This window comes from Arsukibacterium sp. MJ3, assembly GCF_000987765.1.
Classification (GTDB): Bacteria; Pseudomonadota; Gammaproteobacteria; order Enterobacterales; family Alteromonadaceae; genus Alishewanella.
The window spans coordinates 22,523-41,692 of the sequence record NZ_LAHP01000002.1; the positions used below are offsets into that span (position 1 = coordinate 22,523).

Here is a 19,170-nt window from a genome sequence, read left to right on the forward strand (position 1 = left end):
TGTTTAGCATAATGTTAATTAATTGCAAGTAAGTGCTCTGGTTAAGCGCTAAAAGTACCGCTATTACAGCTGCTTATTCCCACCTTACGCGATAGCCTGCTAAGCTGCATAGCGTGTGCGATTAATTATAATAAAGGTAGCAACTGATGGAACAACCCTGGCTACAGCACATTCTGGCTTTTCCGCGCGCGGTGGTTGGTTTTTGTCTGCTAGTTATAGTACTGAGCTCACTGGGCATTAGTAATTTATATTTCCGAGGTGACTACCGGATATTTTTTACCGATGACAACCCGCAGTTGCTGGCATTTGAAACGATGCAGCAGCAATTTAATAAAAGCGACAATATTTTGATCGCCATTGCCCCGGCCGATCAACAGGTGTTTAGTGCGGCAAATCTTCAGCTGGTGCGGCAAATAACCGAAGCGGCCTGGCAAACGCCATACTCGATCAGGGTAGACTCACTCAGTAATTATCAGCATACCGAAGCGATAGATGATGATTTATGGGTAGCGGACTTGGTCGCTGCAGAGCTGGAGTTAAATGCCGCCGATGTAGCAAAAATAGCTACAGTAGCGTTGGCGGAGCCGGCACTGGTTCAGCGGCTTGTCTCTAAAGATGGCGCGGTTACCGCTATTAATATTACCTTACAATTACCGGAGCAACGCCTTAGTCAGGAAGTAAATGACGTGTGGCAGTCGGTATCTGCCATGCTAAATACCTTTCGCGCTGAGCAGCCACAGGTGAATTTTTACGTTAGCGGTGTGGTGGCGATGAATTATGCTTTTGCCTCTGAAGCCGAAAATGATGTTAAAACCCTTATTCCAATTATGTTTGCAGCAATTTTACTGATGCTGGCCTGGCTGCTGCGTTCGGTGCTGGCTTCGCTGGCGACCTTGATCATTATTGTGGTGACGGTACTTAGCACACTTGGGCTGGCGGGTTGGGCTGGTTTATTTTTAAGTACTGCTACTGTCAATGTGCCAACCATTTTAATGACACTGGCGGTGGCTGACTCAGTACACCTAATCGCTACGATGCAGTTTGCCCTGCGCCGGGGCGATAGCCGGTTAGAGGCCATACGTTATAGTTTAAAACGAAATATCATGCCGGTATTTATTACCAGTGCAACTACCGCCATTGGCTTTTTAACGCTGAATTTCTCTGAGGTACCTATACTTCGCGACCTGGGCAATATGACGGCGGTTGGGGTAATGCTGGCGTGCTTTTTCAGCCTGCTGCTACTGCCGGCCTTGCTGCTTTTTATGCCGATTGGTGCCGGCAGCACAACCCGCCATACTGCGGATAGTACCGGGCAAAGTGGTGATAAAACCATGTTATGGCTAGCCAACTCAGTGATCCGCTGGCAACAGCCATTATTTTGGCTAATGACGGCGTTGATCATTGGTTGCAGTATGTTAATCAGCCTGAATACAATTAACGATGAAGCGGTAAAATACTTTTCGCCAAACACTGAGTTTCGCCAAGCTAACGATTTTCTGGAGCAAAACCTCACCGGTGCCACTACCATAGATTTTGTGATTGCGGGCACTGAGGCCAGTGCGGTAAATCAACCTGAGTTTTTAGTAACCATCGCTAACTTTAGCCAGTGGTTGCAACGTCAGCCAGAAGTGCAGCACGTTAACAGCATTAGCGACACGTTTAAGCGGTTAAATAAAAATATGCATCAGGATGATCCGGCTTATTATCGCTTGCCTGACAATCAGCAACAGGCGGCGCAATACTTATTAATGTATGAAATGTCGTTACCGTATGGCCTGGATTTAAATAACCAGCTAAACCTGAATAAAAGCGCTACCCGAGTTGTTGTCAGCTTAGAAAATTTAGGCAGCAAGCAACTTACGGCTTTTGAAACAAGAGCGTTGGCTTATTTGACTGAACATGCTGCGGCTTATCAGGTATCTGCCGCCAGTACTGCCTTAATGTTTGCCCATATTGGCGAGCGCAATATGGCGTCGATGCTGCAAACCCTGCCATTGGCATTGGTGCTGATATCGTTGCTGTTGGTGTATAGTTTAGGCTCATGGCGTTTAGGATTGATTAGCCTTATTCCCAATATTGCACCAGCGCTGGTAGCATTTGGTTTGTGGGGGTTGATTAGTGGCGAAATTAATTTGGCGCTCTCGGTGGTGGCGGGGATGAGCCTTGGTATTATTGTAGATGACACGGTACATTTTTTGAGTAAATACCGGGCCGCTAAGCTGGAAGGGCAGACAACAGAGCAGGCCATACGCTATGCTTTTACCACAGTAGGCCGGGCGTTGTGGATCACGACAGTGGTGTTGGTCACTGGCTTTGCGGTATTAATGTTGTCCGGCTTTAGACTAAATTCAGATATGGGCATGTTAACGGCGCTGGTGATCCTAGTGGCACTGATTATCGATTTCCTGTTTTTACCCGCGTGTTTATTAAAGTTCGATGCAAAGGAGTACCAAGCAGATGCAACACCTTAATTTCGGACGGCTGGGCCAGTTTTTTGCACTAACCCTGGGGCTGCTGCTTTGCCTGCCCGCACTGGCTGATGCTGACAAAGGCCTGCAGATAGCGCAAGAGCAGAAAAAGCGTGATACCGGCTGGGGCGACAGTGAAAGTCAGTTATTGATGGTGTTACGTGATGCCAGTGGCAATGAAAGTGTAAGGCGCATGCGCACCCAGGCCTTAGAGGTGGTGGGTGATGGCGATAAATCATTAACGGTTTTTGATGAGCCTTTCGATGTGCGGGGCTCGGCATTTTTAACCCATTCTCACCCCACGGCAGAGGATGAGCAGTGGTTGTATTTACCGACGATTAAACGCACCCGGCGCATTGCCACCCGGAATAAATCGGGGCCGTTTATGGCCAGCGAATTTGCCTACGAAGATATGACCTCTTTCGAGCTGGAAAAATATAGCTTCCGCTATTTACGCGATGAAGAGATAAATGGCATAAATACCTTTGTTATTGAACGCATACCGGCAGATACCTTCTCTGGCTACAGCAAAACTATCGCCTGGGTAGACCAGCAGCACTACCGGGTACAGAAAATTGAGTTTTATGACAAAAAACAAAGCCTGCTAAAAACCTTAGTAGCGAGTAACTATACGTTATTTAAAGATAAATACTGGCGGCCAATGTTACTGCAAATGCAAAACCATCAAACAGGTAAAAGTACTGATTTAGTGATAGAGCAGTTACAGTTTGATGTCGGCCGCGATGCCGCCGATTTTGATGTTAACATGCTGGACCGGTTACGTTAATGGCCAGGCTGTCAGGTCGGCTTAGCCGCAGCGTAGTGGCCAGTACTTTACTGGCGTCATTGCTGTTTGACAGCACGGCACTGGCAGCACCACTGGAGCCGGTAGCCAAAAGTGATACCTTATGGCAATTGGCGCTGCAAGCTCGGCCAGACGATGCGGTTAGCATGCCACAAGTAATTTATGCCTTATGGCAGAATAACGCTGAAGCCTTTGTTGCCGGCGATATTAATAAACTGCGTGCCGGCAACGTGTTGCTGGTGCCCACCCGCAACCAGATGCTGGCAACACCGGCGCCTAAGGCCATAACCTGGTATTCTCAGGCGATTAAAGGCGCCGTTGTTAACCCGGCAATATTGACTGAGCAGTTACCGCGAGTAACACCTCAGGTTAATGCCAAGCAAACACCAACAACAGCACCTTTAACAACAGCACCTTTAACAACATCACCTGCACCCGCCAGCGTGCCATTGTCAGCAGTAACAACAAGGCTGCCAGCAGCAGAGCTCGCTGGTTTTAGCCTGCGCCAGCAGCATCAGCTTAGCCTGCAACAACGTTATTTTGGCCAAGCGGGCAGTAATGGTCTGGCGCAAGCTCATTCGTTAGTTAGCCTGTTAGCCGACTGGTCTTGGCAAGACAGTGCCGGGGTTCACAGTTTTCAGCTTACCCCATTTTTACGCTGGCAGCAGCGCGATAGCACCAGTAATCTGGTCGATTTGCAGCAGGCTTACTGGCGTGTTGCTGGCAGCAATTGGGAGTTTAAAGCGGGTAACGACATTGTTTTTTGGGGCGTGAGTGAGTCGCAACGGCTGGTCGATGTAATTAATCAGGTTGATATGGTTGCTGGCGTCGAGCAGGAATCGCGTTTGGGCCAACCCATGCTGAGTTATAAAGGCTGGAACAGTTCAGGTACGCTGGAGCTGTACTTATTACCTTATTTTCGCCAGCGGCTGTTTGCCGATCCAGCCGGGCGGTTAACAACACCCTGGCCGGTAGACCATGCTATTGCGTTGTATGAATCTAGCGAGCAACGGCGTAACCTCGATTTTGCTATGCGCTGGTCGCAGCGCTTTAATAGCTTGGATCTGGGTGTAAGTTATTTTGCTGGAAATAGCCGTGAGCCATTATTAATTCCACGTCCGGCAGAGCAGCGGTTGCAACCTTATTATTTTCAAATGCAGCAATTTGGTCTTGAAGCCCAGTATCTGGCAGGTGATTGGTTGTGGAAGCTGGAAAGTATTTATAGGCGCAGTGGCCCACAAGAATTTATGGCGGCCACCGCCGGTTACGAATATACCCAGATTGGCTTGTTTGAGCGCAACTGGGATCTGGGCTGGATTGCGGAGTACCAATATGACAGTCGCGGTATATCAGCGCTGATCTCCGGCCAGAACGATGTGTTTATTGGCTGGCGTTTGGCATTGAACGACGTTGCCGGCAGCGAAGTATTGCTGGGTGTGTTACAGGACGTAGACCGTAGTAACAGTCGCAGCGCCAAAATTGAAGCCTCCATGCGTTTGACTAACAGTATGCGTTTGCGATTGAATGCCTGGCTGTTTCAGGCCGATGATCCGGCCGATCTGCTTTATAATTTGCGCCAGGATGACTACCTGGAACTTAGCCTCGATTATTATTTTTAGGGCCTGTTCTGGGCTGTTTTGCTGAAAAACCACCTATAACGTGCAAAGACGCTTTGGCCTGCTGCTAAAGTAAGCTAGCATGGAGGTTTTCGTTGGCAGCCGCTTAACGTGTGCTGCCATAATGTATTTCAGCAAGAGTTAACAATATTTTGAATAGTCCGACTGAACACCACGCTTTCCCGCTAGATGATGACCACCTGTTGCAATGGTTCGACAATGCGACGATGCACCGAGCTCGCGCTTACTTGCAGGCAGGCAAGGTGGTAAAGCTGGAATACAGTGACGATTTAAGTCAGATCAGTGCTCAGGTGTGGGGAGCTGCGTTCTCGCCGTATCGGCAGAATATTGTACTGGCACAAACGGCCGCTGGCTGGTCGTTACGTGACAGCTGCAGTTGCCCGGTTGGCCATCGCTGTAAGCATATTTTAGCGGTGTTACTGCGCTTAAAGCGCGACTATGCGCAGCAGCAATTGCGGATTAAACAACTGCCGCAACTGAAACTTGATAATTGGTTTAATGAATTAGAACAATTGCAGCAACCGGCGCGAACCGACAGCAGTGATACGGTGTTGTATTTACTCAGTTATGGCCAGGCCGGTTTGCAGTTATACCCGCGACGCGTTAGGGCGATGAAAAAGGGTGGTTTTACTAAAGGCCAGGCCATTGGTAAATACGATTTAGTTAGCCCGCAGCCGCCCGTCTGGTTAAGTGAAAGTGATTATCAGTTGCTGACGTTGTTTCGCAGCCACAACTTGGCTGAGCAGTCGGTATTAGAAGATAACTGGGGTTATCAGTTGTTGCAGCAATTATTAGCCACGGGTCGCTGTATGTTTAGCGAGGCCCGTTATCCGCTGAGCTGGGGCGAGCAGCGTCCTCTGGAGTTAAGCTGGCATGCCAGCAAAGCCGGCCAGCAATTAGGCTGGCAAGTGGGTGCTGAGCATAACAGTGTGCTGGTGTTTACCGAGCCAGCCTGCTACCTCGATACCGATAATTATCAACTTGGTGTGCTTAATACGCCGCTAAGTGGCCGTGAGTTAAAGCTGTTATCAAAAATGCCACCCGCCCCCGCCGCATTATTACAAAGCCGCCTGGGCCGTTTACAGCAACTACTACCGAAAATTAGTTTGCCAATGCCCAGTGGTTTAGGCGTTGAGCAAATTAATGTGCAACCTACGCCGGTATTGCAGCTGAAAATGTTACCGCGTTTGAATAAGGGCCGGCAAGAGCCGGTGGCGTTGCTTAGTTTTGATTATGCTAAGCAACGCTTACCGCTAGATTTGCAGGCGTCACAAACTGAAGTGCAGCAAGACCAGCAGACATACTTTGTGAAACGTCACCGCGCCACCGAGACAGCCGCCTTGGAATTACTGCTGGACTTACAATTGCTAAGCCTGCCGCCGCTGGCAGCACCACACCAACAGCAAGCGGCTTTTGGGGTAGGCGATGGCCCGGACAACCCAGAATTATGGCAACCACTATTACAACAATTAGACAGCTTACGCGATGACGGCTGGTTGGTAGAGCAGGCCAGCGACTTTAATTTAGATATTTTAGCGGTTACGCCTTATTTGCAAGTGCAGGATGGCAAAAAATCTGGTTTTGAGTTAGGCATTCAGGTGGATATCGACGGCCAGCAGGTACCCTTGCTGCCGTTAATTAGCCAGTGGTTGCGCCAGAACGGCGTGCCAAGTAGCGATCAGCAAATCTGGCTTAGTTTGCCGCAGGGCAAGCTGGCATTGCCCATGAGTTTAATTCAACCGCTAATCGACACCATTATTGAGCTACTAAACCTGCAAAAAGCACCCTTAACGCTGGAATTGCCTGACTACAAAGCCGCCATATTGCCACCACCAGGTGCGGCAGAAATTCAGTATTTAAACGCAAATCGTTTGGCTAGCCTGAACCAGCAATTACATAACTTCAGTGGTATTACCGATGTTAGCTTACCCACTAACTTACAGGCCACGCTTCGGGCCTATCAGCAGCAAGGATTAAATTGGCTAACGTTTTTAAAACAATATGGCTTGGGTGGCATATTGGCCGACGATATGGGGTTGGGTAAAACGTTGCAAACGCTGAGTTTTATTTTGAAGCAGTACCAGCAAGGCGACTTAAAGCAGCCGGCGCTTATAGTGTGCCCCACCAGCTTACTGGGTAATTGGCAGCAAGAGGCTCGCCGCTTTACGCCCGACTTAAAAGTACTACAAATATATGGCCCGAAACGGCGGCCGCTATTTGACGAGCTGGGCGATTACCAGCTTATTGTTACCAGTTACCCTTTGCTGGTACGCGATATTGCCTTATACCGCCAGCATCGCTTTAGTGTGGTGGTGCTAGATGAAGCACAACATATCAAAAATGCCGGCAGTCAGGCGGCGCAAAGTGTTCGCGTGTTGCATCGGGATTTTAGTCTGGCATTAACCGGAACCCCCTTAGAAAACCACCTAGGTGAATTAAAATCGCTATTTGACTTTGTGTTGCCGGGGTTACTGGGAACCGAGCAGCATTTTAGCCAGGTATACCGTAAACCAATAGAAAAGCATGGTGATGCTGAACGGGCGCATGTGCTGCGCCAGAAAATAGCGCCTTTTATGCTGCGCCGAACCAAAAGCCAGGTGGCGACTGAACTACCAGAAAAAACCGAGATTGTGCAATTGTTGGAACTGGAAGCCGACCAACGTAATTTGTACGAAAGCATCCGCTTAATTATGGAAACCAAGGTTCGTGAGTTATTTGTGCGAAAAGGTGTGGCGGCCAGCCAAATTGAGTTTTTAGATGCGCTGTTAAAATTGCGCCAGGTTTGCTGTGATGCCCGGTTAGTGCCCATAGAGCAAGCACAAAGTGTTCGCCATAATGCCAAATTGCAATGGCTGCGTGACACCCTGCCCGAAATGCTGGAAGAGGGACGACGCATTTTATTATTTAGCCAATTCGCCAGTATGCTGCACCTAATTGAACAAGAGCTACAATATATGGGTATCAGCTACAGCAAGTTAACCGGCCAGACCAAACAGCGACAACAGCAAATTGATGCGTTTCAGCAGGGTGAAACCGAAGTGTTTTTAATTAGTTTAAAGGCCGGCGGTACCGGTTTAAACCTTACCGCAGCCGATACGGTTATTCATTATGATCCCTGGTGGAACCCGGCAGCTGAGCAACAAGCTACCGATCGAGCGCACCGGATTGGTCAGGACAAGGCGGTGTTTGTTTATAAGCTGATTGCCCGCAACACAGTTGAAGAAAAAGTACAACTATTACAAAGCTTTAAGCAGGGTTTGGCTGACCAAATGTTAGGTGGCAGTAAAGGTCAGGTGTGGCAAGGCAACGCTACCGATTTGTTATCGCTATTTTCAACTGATGAATAAGCCGGTTAATAGTGTACTGCTGGTGTAAATAGCGCGTTGTTATTAATGGGTTAAAAATGTAAGATCGTTGTGCTTTGCTTAGTTAAGGCTGCTTAGCAGGCAATATATGGCATGCACAACTGAGCAACGACGCACTCAGAAATATAAAATGCAGGAATTAATAATAACATCAAGGAGTATGTAATGCGTAAAACACTTGTGGCGGTGGCCATTATTGCCGGTGCTGTTTATGGTTATATGAAACTGACCGGTGATGGCGTTACCCTGCACACCGAGCTGGATTTTGTGCCAGCCGATTCAGTCTTTTTATCCGCGCAGTTAGAACCAGTCGATTTTGTGGCGTATCTTAATGCCTTTGGTTTAAGCCCTGATTATTACAGTACAGCAAGCCAGCAGCAACTCACTGAGTTGGCAGCGAACGCCGACGATCCACAGTGGCGTTTTGTGCTTAATGTTGCTGGTCAGTATATGCAGGCGCTGGCACAGCCAGCACAACTGACCGCGTTAACCGGAATTGCATCGCAAGTGCGCTCGCTAAGTTATATGGTGGGTTTAGCACCGGTAATGCGCATTGAACTGGCAGATGAAGCGGCTTTTTGGCAATTATTTGACCGCGCGGAGCAAGCCAGTGGTATTAGCCATCAACCGATGCAAAGTGCGGCAGGCGCATATCGGTCATACCGCTTTAGTGTTGGTGAATACCGTGCTGAGCTTTTAATATCGGTCACCAACGGCTGGGGTAATATGGCACTGGTGTTGCCGACCCAAACTGAGCAAACCCGGCAGTTGGTATTACTGGCCGCGAAACCCGAACGCAGTATTAACAGCGACAACCAACTCACTAGCATTGCCACTGACTATAACTTAAACCCGAATGCCATCGGGTTTATTAGTTTTAAGCAACTGGCTACCGGCCTGACCACCGCCGCGGGCAACAGTATGGCAACCGATATACAGCTGCTGGCCAGTCCGGCATTTACTGAAGCCATGCAGCCATGGCAAAGTGCTGAATGTCAGCAAGATTTAACCAGTATCACCAACAGCTGGCCGGGCATTTATATGGATAGCGCTATTACCAGCGAAGCCTTGCAGCGCACCGCAGTGCGTAGCAAAATGTTAGTGCCTACCAGCAATCAGGAAACCATTACTACTCTTGGCAGTATCCGTGGCTTTGTTCCGGGCCATATTTTGCAGGGGTTTAATCAGTCGGTATTTAGTTTTGCGCTAGGGCTGGATATGGCCGAGTTTGCACCGGCAGTAACGACAATATGGCGCGGTTTAACCCAGCCAGTTTATCAATGCCCGCAATTGGCGCAGCTGCAGCAACAATTGCAGCAGGCAAACCCGATGGCCTTGCTGGCAGCTGGTGCCTTGGTGCACAGTGTGCAAGGTGCGTCCATAACCGTCAACGACGTTACGTTGGATGCTAGCACCATGCAGGTTAGCGCATTAGATGCCATGCTAAGTGTTACGGTGAAAAATGCCCGTAGCTACTTAGAAGGCTTAAAAGCCATGGTGCCGGGTATGGCTGAAATGACCTTGCCAGCCGATGGCGAAGCACTGCCATTAAACAGTCTGTTTCCAATGCTGGATGCCTTTGGCGTAACGCCCATGCTACAGGTTAGTGATTCACATGTTGTAGTGTATAGCGGTGATAAAGGCCAGGCTCAGGCGTTTGCCGTAATTAAGCAACCTATTGAGAAAAACGGCCTGTTAAGCTTTGGCATGGATTACGCGCGTTTTTTCGGTATTATGAGCGAAACAATGCAAGCCAGTGGCCAACCCATACCGGCAGAATTTAGCTCGTTAACTGAGATGGATATGCAACTGCAGCTTACTATGGATATTGATAAGCAAGGCGTAGTAATGCATAGCCAGATGTTGCTGGGAAGCGCTAAGCAACCGTAGTTAATACTTTGTATTATTGCAGTAATAAGGGCAGCCATTGGCTGCCCTTAGTCTTTAGGGAAGAGTGTAGTGTTATTCTGGTGCTGCAGTGTGCAGTGAAAAATAAAATGCTAGAGCACTAATCTCGGCGTCATTAAGACCACGAGCTTGTGGTGTCATCAGTGCATGTTTGCGCTCACCACTGCGATAAGCCAGCAGGGCATTAGCAAGTTCAGTTTCGGCCTGACCTGCTATGCTTGGATACATTGGGCTGTTCGATATGCCGGCACGGCCATGGCAAGCTTTGCAAGTATGTGCGCTTAATTTGCCCTGTTCAAATAACTGACGCTGTGGCTCTGTTAAATCAGCGACAAGCTGCAGTTGCTGCGGTGATGTCGCTTCAGAGCAAGCGCTGAGATTAATCAGCGCTGCAGTAAATAATACAATACGGATCACCGGGGCTAACACGTTTATCATAGGCCGCTGCTGACGTTGTCCTGACATAAAAAACAGCCTGCCACAGTCGCTAATAAAAGCCCAGTAAAACCACTACCAAATGTAGCTTAAAATTAGTCGGCGTACCACATTCTGGCCTGCCGGGCCGGAATGCTAAAACTATGATTACTACTACCTATGCTAAAGGTAGCACCGCCACTTAATATGTCACGGTAGGTACGATACCAGTAAAAACGGCCATTGGTATTTACGTTAAAACTCACCTGACTGCCGCACTTGTTAATACCTACCACCCCTTCTTCACCACGGCGGAACAAAATAGCGCAGTTGCTATACGCCAATACTTCCATACCCTGGCCTTGCATGCGGTTATGAAAACTGATCATACGCTGCATAAACGTTGCCCGGTAGGCATTAAGCCAGCGGTTGTTATCGGTGCCGGTACTGTCGCTAAACACCAGCGGTTTACCGCCATCGCGGCCCATCACATAGGCATAGGCTAGGTATTCGTCGGTGGGGTTCATAATCAGATACCGAAAACCAGCATTTGTTGGAATGTCGTGGGTAATGGTAAAGGTAACCGCCCGGCTATTGGCAAGCGCCTGGCCATAGGCCTGTGGGTTAACCAGCTCGTTCATACTGCCGCTGGGGTTAAATGCCCGGCGCAGGCTTTCGAAAAGCGGAAAGTCATAGGCTTTATGGTCGGTATACTGCAAATAAGGCGCCAGATAGCTGTTGTATTCGTTATTACCCGCCCCACCGCTGGTAATAATTTCACCAAACACATACATGCCGTTTTTCAGATCAGTCGTAAATATCTGATTAATATGCCAGATGGTCATATGTTTGGCGGCATCTACCCGGAAGCCTTTTACCCCCATGGTTTTCAGTGCCTGTAAATAGGTCCGTTGCTGTTGTACTACCCAGCTGGTTGGGTTTAAATCGGGTAAACCACTATCGCCATTACCACCGCACAAACGCCAGTTCTGCACTTGCCACACGTCATTGTAGTTTTGAATACAATTAGCGGGGTTAAAATCCCAGGGGCTGAACAAACCTTGGCTTAAATTGCCAAACAGTCGCTGATTATTCCAATAGCCGGTGTTGCTGGCGTACGCATTTAGTGCCGCCTGGCCTGGGAAATCGGTAGCGCCACTGCGCTCATTCGCCATATGGTTTAATACAATATCGGCATATACTGCCACCCGCCGGTTCGGATTACTGTCGTTAAGGGCATTAATCATTGCCTGAAACGACTGCTTGTTGCCTTTACAGTGATCAATAACCCTAATATCCTGTGGCTGATAGCGTTGCCACCAGGCGCAACCGCCTGCGTTCGATTTTAACGGCGGCGCCACCAATACCGCTTTATAACCCAGATTTTTAATTTCTTCTGCCCGGTTTGCTACCTCATTATAATGCCAGTCAAAGGCATGTAAAATAACGTCGGCCAGCGCCTGCGGCGTAATAAACAGCAATATGCCAAGTAGCATACTGCGCCAAGATAATGTAAAAGCTCGCATGTTTTCGTCCTGTAATTTATTGTTTTTCAAGACATCCGTGCATGAGCCGCCGGCAACGCCAGCGAAGTGTTAGTGACCACCAGACCCCTTTAACACTCTGCTAGCATACTCAGCTACTGTGCTGAAATATTGTCGCTTCACGCCAAAATGACAATTAGTTTACAGTATATATATAATAGGAACGCCGGGCTGCTGGCCAGTAAGATACTAACCGCTTTCGCTGAGTATTCAGTTTGCGTAGAACGGGTTATAGTATGTGTTTAGCCGTTTCACTGAAGTAAGTGGTAGTGAATGAAAGTAACGTGTTTGTTTGTTAGTAGCCTGTTGCTGCTGTTATCAACTATTACCCAAGCCGCACCGGCAAATTTTGAGCAGGCAAAAAAGTTAGCGCAGCGGGTGCATGCACCCACGGCTACTAGCTTTTACTGTGACTGCACCATTCGCTGGCAGGGGAATAAAGGCACGCCCGATCTGGCTGGTTGTGGTTATCAGGTGCGCAAAAATGGCCCACGGGCAAACCGTATTGAATGGGAGCACATTGTGCCTGCCCACCATTTTGGGCATCAGCGCCAATGCTGGCAAAATGGCGGCCGTAAAAACTGCGTAAAAACCGATGAAATGTTTCGGGTAATGGAAGCCGATTTATACAATCTGGTACCGGCAATTGGTGAGGTTAATGGCGATCGCAGTAACTACCGTTTTGGTATGCTGCCCGCAGCAGCGGCGCAGCATGGTGCTTGCCCGGTTAAAGTCGATTTTAAACAACGGGTGTTTGAACCCGCAGCAGCGGTTCGCGGCGACATTGCCCGCAGCTATTTTTATATGGCAGACAAATATCAACTGACGTTGTCTAGCGCCCAGCAGCAGCTATTGCTGGCCTGGCACAAGCAAGATCCGGTAACCGCAGCAGAGCGGCAGCTAAACCAGCGTATTCGTCAGCACATGGGCCATGGCAACCCCTTTATCAGTGGCGATCGCGAATGGCACCTTGGTTACCGCACAACCGGCTATGGCCTGCTGTTGCACAAATAATAAAATGGGTCAGAGTGATTTATTAATTGGAGAAAAACCATGAAAACGCTAACTGAACACTTAGCTCAGTATGCGCTGTATCATCGAGACCAGCGCAATATTGTAACGCATTATGCGGGTATTCCTCTGATTATATTGGCTATTTTTGGTTTGCTATCGCTGCCGCTGTTTAGTCTGGCCGGTATTATGCTTACACCCGCCCTTTTGTTGTTTATGGCTACCGCACTATTTTACTTGCGGCTGGATGTACGTTTCGGGCTGGTGATGCTGCTGTTTAGCGGCAGTTGTTTTGCCATAGCAACCTATCTGGCTGCACAACCTTTTGCCATTTGGCTGAGCAGTTCGCTGGCGCTGTTTGTTGTGGGGTGGATATTACAGTTTATCGGCCATTATTATGAGGGCAAAAAACCGGCTTTTGTTGATGATGTTATGGGGTTTTTTGTTGGCCCATTATTTGTGGTGGCCGAAGTGGGTTTTGCTTTGGGGTTCCGCAAATCATTGCAGCAAGATATCGAACAAATAGCCGGTAAAGTTCATTAAAATTGGCTTTAAAGTACTAGGTTACACCAGCAATCGATTTTATTCCCCAGTGATGCCGGTTGCCAGGCCGTATATTACAAATACCAGCTTGTGGGGGTAAAACCCGCACGTTCTTCATCATAAGTCGCTACAAATTAAAGCGCTTGATTTACAAACTAATTATAAGGCGCTATAGCCATGAGCTCAACAACAGCCACACTAAGAAATATACCTAACGCACTGGCCGTATTTTTTGACATTGTGTTGCGGTCTAAACCAATTTGTCTCGGATACCTAATTTTAGCCTTTGTTTCCACAACAATTGCCATTGCTTTGGAAAGCAACCATTATATTGGCCGAGGAGTGTTGTACTGGATTATCGGTATTGCACAAGTCTCCAGTTTTACTGTATGTTTTTTAGCGCCATGGGTTACTTATCAAATCAAGCTGGTTCTTTTAATAATGATCGCATTTGTGTTGTTTCAATGGTGGTAGTGCAACCTAGCCAACCTACCCCTTTTCGGCTGATACAGGCCGATGGTAAGCCACGCTTTGGCATTTTTACTCAACCAGTAACCGAACTGGGGCTTAACGATTTCGTTTATTACAACCAAATGGACAAATTGGCCTCGACGCTTTCGCGTTGGGCGCACTTTAAGCAATTTCAGTTTGTTAGCGTTTGTCACCCAGACTGGATCCTGGCGGCAGCAATAGCCGATATTCGTTACCTAAGTTCAGGCTTTGCTTATTTTTATCAACGCAGTAGCGGCCGTTTAGATGAATTTAAAATGTTGCAACCATTAGGTCGAGCCAGTCAAATGAGCCACTCACCGGTGGCAGGTATAGCTAAAATTGCCTCTGGCAAAAATAGCATAACCATTGAACCGCATGGTTATTGCTGGCGGCTGAGCTTGCAAAGTAGCCAGCTTAGCGCCAACGTATTACTTAGCCCGAATGAGCTGGCTGAGCCCTTGGCGTTGTGTCTGCCAACCGGCTATAACGGCTGGACGTATACCCAAAAACATAATGGCTTGCAGGTGACAGGCGAACTTATCCAGCAACAACAACGGGTCGATTTAAGCAGGGCGCTGGCTGGCTACGACTTTTCAGCTGGCTTTATGCGCCGCGAAACCAGTTGGCGTTGGGGTAGCCTTAGCGGCCACAGCGGCACAGACACTATTGGCTTTAATCTGGCGGCCGGGGTAAATGAAACCGGGGCTACTGAAAACTGCGGCTGGCTAAATGGTAAACGTTATTTATTACCGCCGGTGCAGTTTAATTTTGAGCGGCAGCAGCCCAATGCCTGCTGGCAGCTGGTTAGCCACTGTGGTGCGGTACAGTTGCAGTTTACCCCTGCCGCTAAACGGCAAGAGCGACTGAACCTGGGGCTGCTGGCCAGTAACTTTCGTCAGTACTGCGGTAGCTGGCATGGCCAGATAACACTAAGTGATGGTAAGCAGATTCGTTGCAATGGTCAGCAAGGCCTGGCCGAGGATCATTTCGCCCGTTGGTAATAACCTTGGCTACCGGGCTTAAAAACGCCAGGCCAACAGATGACTGCTTTTTTGGCCTTGCTGCATTTTAAGCTGTTTAACCTCCACTGCGCCGGCTTGGCGTGCTGCAGCATCCAGCACTTTCAAATGGCTTTGCTGCGATACCAGGCTAGTAAACCAACCCACCTGGCTGGCAAAATCAACGCTTTCAGTAATCATTTTTTGAATAAACGCTAGCTCACCCCCCGGGCACCACAGCTCATGCTGCTGACCGGCAAAGTTGCGTTTTTGTGGGCTGTCGGCAAGCTTAAGATTGCTGCGCTTACGCTGGTTGGCTGCAGCAGCGTCGGCGGCAGAGCCGTAAAATGGTGGGTTGCAGACAGTAAGTTGAAACTGCTCACCGGCTTTAATAATTCCGTGGAACACTTTGCTACTGTTGGTTTGCTGGCGCAGGCTAACCTGGCCGGTTAACGGCGGGTTAGCTTCAATGATCAGCTGCGCCGCTTTTAGTGCCAATGCATCAATATCAGTGCCTACACAGCGCCAGCCATAGCTGCGGTTAGCGATAATCGGATAAATTAAGTTGGCACCGCAGCCAATGTCCAATAGGCTGATTTGCTTACCTTTAGGGACACTACCAGACACAGTATTAGCGCCCGCCAGTAAGTCAGCAGCATAGTGAATGTAGTCAGCCCGGCCCGGAATAGGTGGGCATAAATACCCCGGCGGCAGCTGCCAAAAATTAATTTGATAATAGTGTTTTAACAGCGCGGCATTTAAGGCCTGCACGGCTACAGGATCGCTAAAATTAATGCTTTGCTCACCCGCGGGGGTTAACACTAAGTGACTGTGCAACGGAGCATGGTCAAGGCTTAGTTGGGTTAAATGGTAGCGACCCTGATGCGGATTGCGTGGGTGCAATTGTGCTGGTTTAGTCATAAAAGCTGCTGTTGATTATTTTTTGCAGTTTACGTTAATCGGGCAGAGCTGGCGAGCGGGTGCTAGCGTTTGGTAAACGGTTATTATTGTCAGCTTTTATAATAATAAGATTAAAATGTGGTCGGGTTATACCGACACATGCAACCTAACATCAACATTACCGCGGGCGACCTTGTTTTATTCCGGTACGTTAACGCCACTGCAGCGTTGTAGTTCGTCTGAACAATAGTGATAGCGTTGTGGTGCTAATTGGCGTGTTGTTTCGCCTTTAGCCACAGTTGCTCAAGTTGTAACACTTCCTGCTGGTATTCAGGCTTGCCATTACCATAAGCGTTGACCATTTTAAACAGACTGATAACTCAAAATGCTGTTAACAAAATGGCTGGGTGCGGGTTCTTGCCAAGCGGTAAATTGCAGCAACTTCCCCACAAAATAAAAGCCAGATTTTAAGAATGACATACTGCTTCCTACTGTTTTCGTTATTAATTATAAGCAACTATTACTAAGAGGTTATTTTAAGCAGGTGCCTGACGTAAAGTTGATTCGCAGCGCGGTCAATTGCTGGATATTTGAGCGTTTTTAGTCATGCTTTAGCGACTGCTAAGCATAGACACGCTGTGTTTTTGATTTAGGCGCCGCTATTGCGGCGGAAGGTAGCATGGACGACAGTAAGCAATTTAGCGCGGGTTTTGAACCAGCAGTATCAGACTTGCATTACACAACAAACACCCCTCAGGTCGGTTTTTATCTGGCAGATATTCAAGTATTGCCTGATGACGGGAATTTGCTGGTGGCGGGCGAATATCGTCATATTTCAGCAAAAGCCATGCAGTTATTGTTGGTGTTGGCAGCAAATGCTCAGCAGGTCGTGGCTCGCCCTGCTTTGTTGCAAGCTGTAACGGGTAGCCAACATGGCACTAAAGAGACAGTATCAAGCTTAATCAGTGAGTTACGCCATGCTATGGGAGACCATAGAGTCAGTCCAACGTATATTGAAACGATAACCCGGCGTGGTTATCGCTTATTGCAGCCGGTAAGCCAGCAATCGCAAGCAGCAGATAACGTATTACAGGCAGTGCCCAGCACCAAATGGTCATGGTGGTATGCGTTGGTTAAAGGTAGCCGGCTATTCAGAGTGAGTGTGGCTTTTTTAGTGGGCGTCTGGCTGTTTGTGCAGGTAATGGCCATTACTTTCCCACTGTTGCATATTACTGCCTATGGTATGAAATTAACCTTACTGGGTATTGTGGTCATATTCCCTTTGGTGTTGTTAGGCACCTGGCTGCAAGATTTAAAAATACAACGAGTTCACTTGGCGCGCTCTGCTAATCCCCGGGCTCGGCAGTTTTGGCGACGTCAGCTTAAAGTCGATTTAGGTTTTATGCTGCTGTCTTTTATTGCGGTGGCCATTCTTGGCGGTTCATTAAAGCGCTCTATTGATATTGAAATGTTGCCGGCTCATTCCCCGAATAGCACTATCCATGCGGCTGTGCCTTTGCTTAAACACGCGGTAGCGGTGTTACCTTTTCATCAGGATGGCGCCTCAAGCGTACTGGCCGATGACTATCTTATCGATGGTATCCGCGATGAGCTGCTGTACTCACTGTCGCAGCTGAATGCTTTTCCTGTTATTTCTGCAAGGGCAATGCAAGGCTTGCCAGATAACGCCGATAATTCCTTAATCATTGAGCGGCTGGGTGCGCAGTATGTGGTCGAGGGCAAGCTAAAAACCGACGCTACTGAATTGCAGTTAGAAGTAATGGTAAGCCAGCTGAACAATGGCGTGCGGCTTTGGTCAACCCGGCTGCAGGCGCCACGCCAGCAGTTGCCGCAGTTACAGCAGCAACTCTACCGCCAGCTAACCAATGCTTTTGGTCTGTTATTGCAAAATCAACAGTTGCAACCAGCAGAATATGCGTTAACCGAAAGTTTTCAGGCATATGACGCTTATTTGCAAGCGAATATGCTTTTAAAGCAATTTGCGGACATGGCCAGTTTTGATACGGCAGAACGGCTATTTTTACAAGCATTAGACTACGATCCTAAATTTGCGATGGCCTCGGCCGGTTTATGTAAGTTACATCTTGAAAAATATGCCATAAACCGCAGTGTGGACGAGTTTGAGTTGGCCAGGCAAGCCTGTGAACATGCTGCCAGCTTTTCCTCAAACCAAGCGCAGCATTTTACGGTTATTGGTGATTTATATCGCACTCGCGGCGAACTTGAGCAGGCATTGAGCCAATATGATCAAGCTTTGCAGCTTAACCCCGGCTGGCTTGATGCTATTACCGGTAAGGCTTTACTTCTGGCAGATTTAAAGCAGCCATTGCAAGCAGAACAGCTGTTTAAAGAGGTTATCCGGCTGGAGCCGGGCTACTGGCAAAATTATAGTAATTATGGTCGCTTTTTGTATAACAATGGCCAGTTTAGTAGTGCTAGCAAGCAGCTGGAGCGTGCAGTATTAATTCACCCAGACAGTGTTGACTTACAGAACAGCTTGGGCGCCAGTTATTTCTTAAATAACGATTTTGCTGCCGCCATTGCGGCCTGGCAAAAGGTAGTGGCAAAGTCGCCGCTGTCGCTGGCGTATTCTAACCTAGGCACGGCCTACTATTTTAACGGCGAGTTCAGTCAGGCCGAGCAAATGTATTTAGCCGCACTAGATACCAGTAAAGACGACTACACCATTATTACCAACCTGGCTGATAGTCTGGACGTGCAGGTTGGTCGGCAGCAGGAAGCGCAAACCTACTATCAACAAGCATTGCTGCTGGCACAGGCTAATTTGGCGGTAAATCAGGATGCAAAAGCCTTGCTGTCACAAATTATCCGTATTCAATCTGAGCTGGGCCACTGCGGGCTGGTTCAGCAACGCTTGTCACAGCTGTTAAGCAGTGTTATCGACGACTTTTATATTTATTACGACCTGGCAATTGCCAGTTTTAATTGTAGCCAGCCAACCACGGCTAGCAAACTGCTGCAAAAAGCCATAGCCGGAGGCTATTCAGCCGCATTAATTGCTGCTGACCCTAAAATTCCGGCCAACACACCTTACCTTTAATCC

At 48.3% G+C, this 19,170-nt stretch carries 13 protein-coding genes; 10 read left to right on the plus strand and 3 right to left on the minus strand.

The features are described 5' to 3' along the window. Window positions 1–146 precede the first annotated feature (146 nt). The 5 genes from VT06_RS01575 (at window position 147) to VT06_RS01595 (ending at window position 10,165) form a co-directional block, all read left to right on the plus strand. Complete coding sequence (locus tag VT06_RS01575) at window positions 147–2,471, plus strand: RND family transporter (RefSeq protein WP_052750135.1); 2,325 nt, start codon at window positions 147–149, stop codon at window positions 2,469–2,471. After that, the gene (locus VT06_RS01580; protein WP_046552520.1) at window positions 2,458–3,255 is read left to right on the plus strand and encodes an outer membrane lipoprotein-sorting protein; all 798 of its coding nucleotides are present in this window, start codon (window positions 2,458–2,460) and stop codon (window positions 3,253–3,255) included. The genes VT06_RS01575 and VT06_RS01580 overlap by 14 nt, the downstream gene beginning before the upstream one ends. Beyond that, window positions 3,255–4,892 carry a FimV/HubP family polar landmark protein gene (locus VT06_RS01585; RefSeq protein ID WP_046552521.1) on the plus strand — a complete coding sequence of 546 codons (1,638 nt, stop codon included), beginning with the start codon at window positions 3,255–3,257 and terminating at the stop codon, window positions 4,890–4,892. The genes VT06_RS01580 and VT06_RS01585 overlap by 1 nt, the downstream gene beginning before the upstream one ends. Window positions 4,893–5,041: 149 nt before the next feature. Next, entirely contained in the window at window positions 5,042–8,257 is a 3,216-nt protein-coding gene (locus VT06_RS01590; protein WP_235357324.1) for a DEAD/DEAH box helicase, read from the plus strand. A gap of 183 nt (window positions 8,258–8,440) precedes the next feature. Beyond that, window positions 8,441–10,165: a hypothetical protein gene (locus VT06_RS01595; protein ID WP_046552522.1), complete on the plus strand. Its 1,725-nt coding sequence runs from the start codon at window positions 8,441–8,443 to the stop codon at window positions 10,163–10,165. A 72-nt stretch (window positions 10,166–10,237) separates the two neighbouring features. Here VT06_RS01595 and VT06_RS01600 read toward each other — a convergent pair whose 3' ends face one another. Together VT06_RS01600 and VT06_RS01605 are read right to left on the minus strand one after the other, a co-directional pair. After that, window positions 10,238–10,648, minus strand: a complete 411-nt coding sequence (locus VT06_RS01600; protein WP_235357326.1) for a c-type cytochrome — start codon at window positions 10,646–10,648, stop codon at window positions 10,238–10,240. Between the two features lie 65 nt (window positions 10,649–10,713). Further along, on the minus strand, window positions 10,714–12,123 hold the full coding sequence (locus VT06_RS01605; RefSeq protein ID WP_046552523.1) for an alpha-amylase family glycosyl hydrolase: 1,410 nt from the start codon (window positions 12,121–12,123) through the stop codon (window positions 10,714–10,716). 291 nt (window positions 12,124–12,414) lie between these two features. Between VT06_RS01605 and VT06_RS01610 the strand changes: the two genes are divergently transcribed. From VT06_RS01610 to VT06_RS01620, 4 genes are all read left to right on the plus strand, one after another. After that, window positions 12,415–13,155 (plus strand): endonuclease, encoded by a 741-nt coding sequence (locus VT06_RS01610; RefSeq protein WP_046552524.1) that lies wholly within the window; start codon window positions 12,415–12,417, stop codon window positions 13,153–13,155. 39 nt (window positions 13,156–13,194) lie between these two features. Next, a complete protein-coding gene (locus VT06_RS01615) occupies window positions 13,195–13,695 on the plus strand; it encodes a DUF962 domain-containing protein (RefSeq protein ID WP_046552525.1) in 501 nt (166 codons plus the stop codon). A 177-nt stretch (window positions 13,696–13,872) separates the two neighbouring features. Then, window positions 13,873–14,169 (plus strand): hypothetical protein, encoded by a 297-nt coding sequence (locus VT06_RS17995; RefSeq protein ID WP_152658963.1) that lies wholly within the window; start codon window positions 13,873–13,875, stop codon window positions 14,167–14,169. Further along, on the plus strand, window positions 14,169–15,188 hold the full coding sequence (locus tag VT06_RS01620; protein ID WP_200897881.1) for a DUF2804 domain-containing protein: 1,020 nt from the start codon (window positions 14,169–14,171) through the stop codon (window positions 15,186–15,188). The genes VT06_RS17995 and VT06_RS01620 overlap by 1 nt, the downstream gene beginning before the upstream one ends. A gap of 18 nt (window positions 15,189–15,206) precedes the next feature. On the opposite strand, the gene rlmF is transcribed toward VT06_RS01620, so the two are convergent. Then, the gene (rlmF, locus tag VT06_RS01625) at window positions 15,207–16,106 is read right to left on the minus strand and encodes a 23S rRNA (adenine(1618)-N(6))-methyltransferase RlmF (protein WP_046552526.1); all 900 of its coding nucleotides are present in this window, start codon (window positions 16,104–16,106) and stop codon (window positions 15,207–15,209) included. Between the two features lie 658 nt (window positions 16,107–16,764). Between rlmF and VT06_RS01630 the strand changes: the two genes are divergently transcribed. Then, a complete protein-coding gene (locus VT06_RS01630; protein ID WP_046552527.1) occupies window positions 16,765–19,167 on the plus strand; it encodes a tetratricopeptide repeat protein in 2,403 nt (800 codons plus the stop codon). Window positions 19,168–19,170 lie beyond the last annotated feature (3 nt).

Bases quoted from the DNA above. Each gene is read 5' to 3' on its own strand.
- VT06_RS01585 (WP_046552521.1), top strand. From the start codon at position 3,255: ATGGCCAGGCTGTCAGGTCGGCTTAGCCGCAGCGTAGTGGCCAGTACT.
- VT06_RS01575 (WP_052750135.1), top strand. From the start codon at position 147: ATGGAACAACCCTGGCTACAGCACATTCTGGCTTTTCCGCGCGCGGTG.
- VT06_RS01595 (WP_046552522.1), top strand. From the start codon at position 8,441: ATGCGTAAAACACTTGTGGCGGTGGCCATTATTGCCGGTGCTGTTTAT.
- VT06_RS17995 (WP_152658963.1), top strand. From the start codon at position 13,873: ATGAGCTCAACAACAGCCACACTAAGAAATATACCTAACGCACTGGCC.
- VT06_RS01580 (WP_046552520.1), top strand. From the start codon at position 2,458: ATGCAACACCTTAATTTCGGACGGCTGGGCCAGTTTTTTGCACTAACC.
- rlmF (WP_046552526.1), bottom strand. From the start codon at position 16,106: ATGACTAAACCAGCACAATTGCACCCACGCAATCCGCATCAGGGTCGC.
- VT06_RS01600 (WP_235357326.1), bottom strand. From the start codon at position 10,648: ATGTCAGGACAACGTCAGCAGCGGCCTATGATAAACGTGTTAGCCCCG.
- VT06_RS01610 (WP_046552524.1), top strand. From the start codon at position 12,415: ATGAAAGTAACGTGTTTGTTTGTTAGTAGCCTGTTGCTGCTGTTATCA.
- VT06_RS01615 (WP_046552525.1), top strand. From the start codon at position 13,195: ATGAAAACGCTAACTGAACACTTAGCTCAGTATGCGCTGTATCATCGA.
- VT06_RS01605 (WP_046552523.1), bottom strand. From the start codon at position 12,123: ATGCGAGCTTTTACATTATCTTGGCGCAGTATGCTACTTGGCATATTG.
- VT06_RS01630 (WP_046552527.1), top strand. From the start codon at position 16,765: ATGGACGACAGTAAGCAATTTAGCGCGGGTTTTGAACCAGCAGTATCA.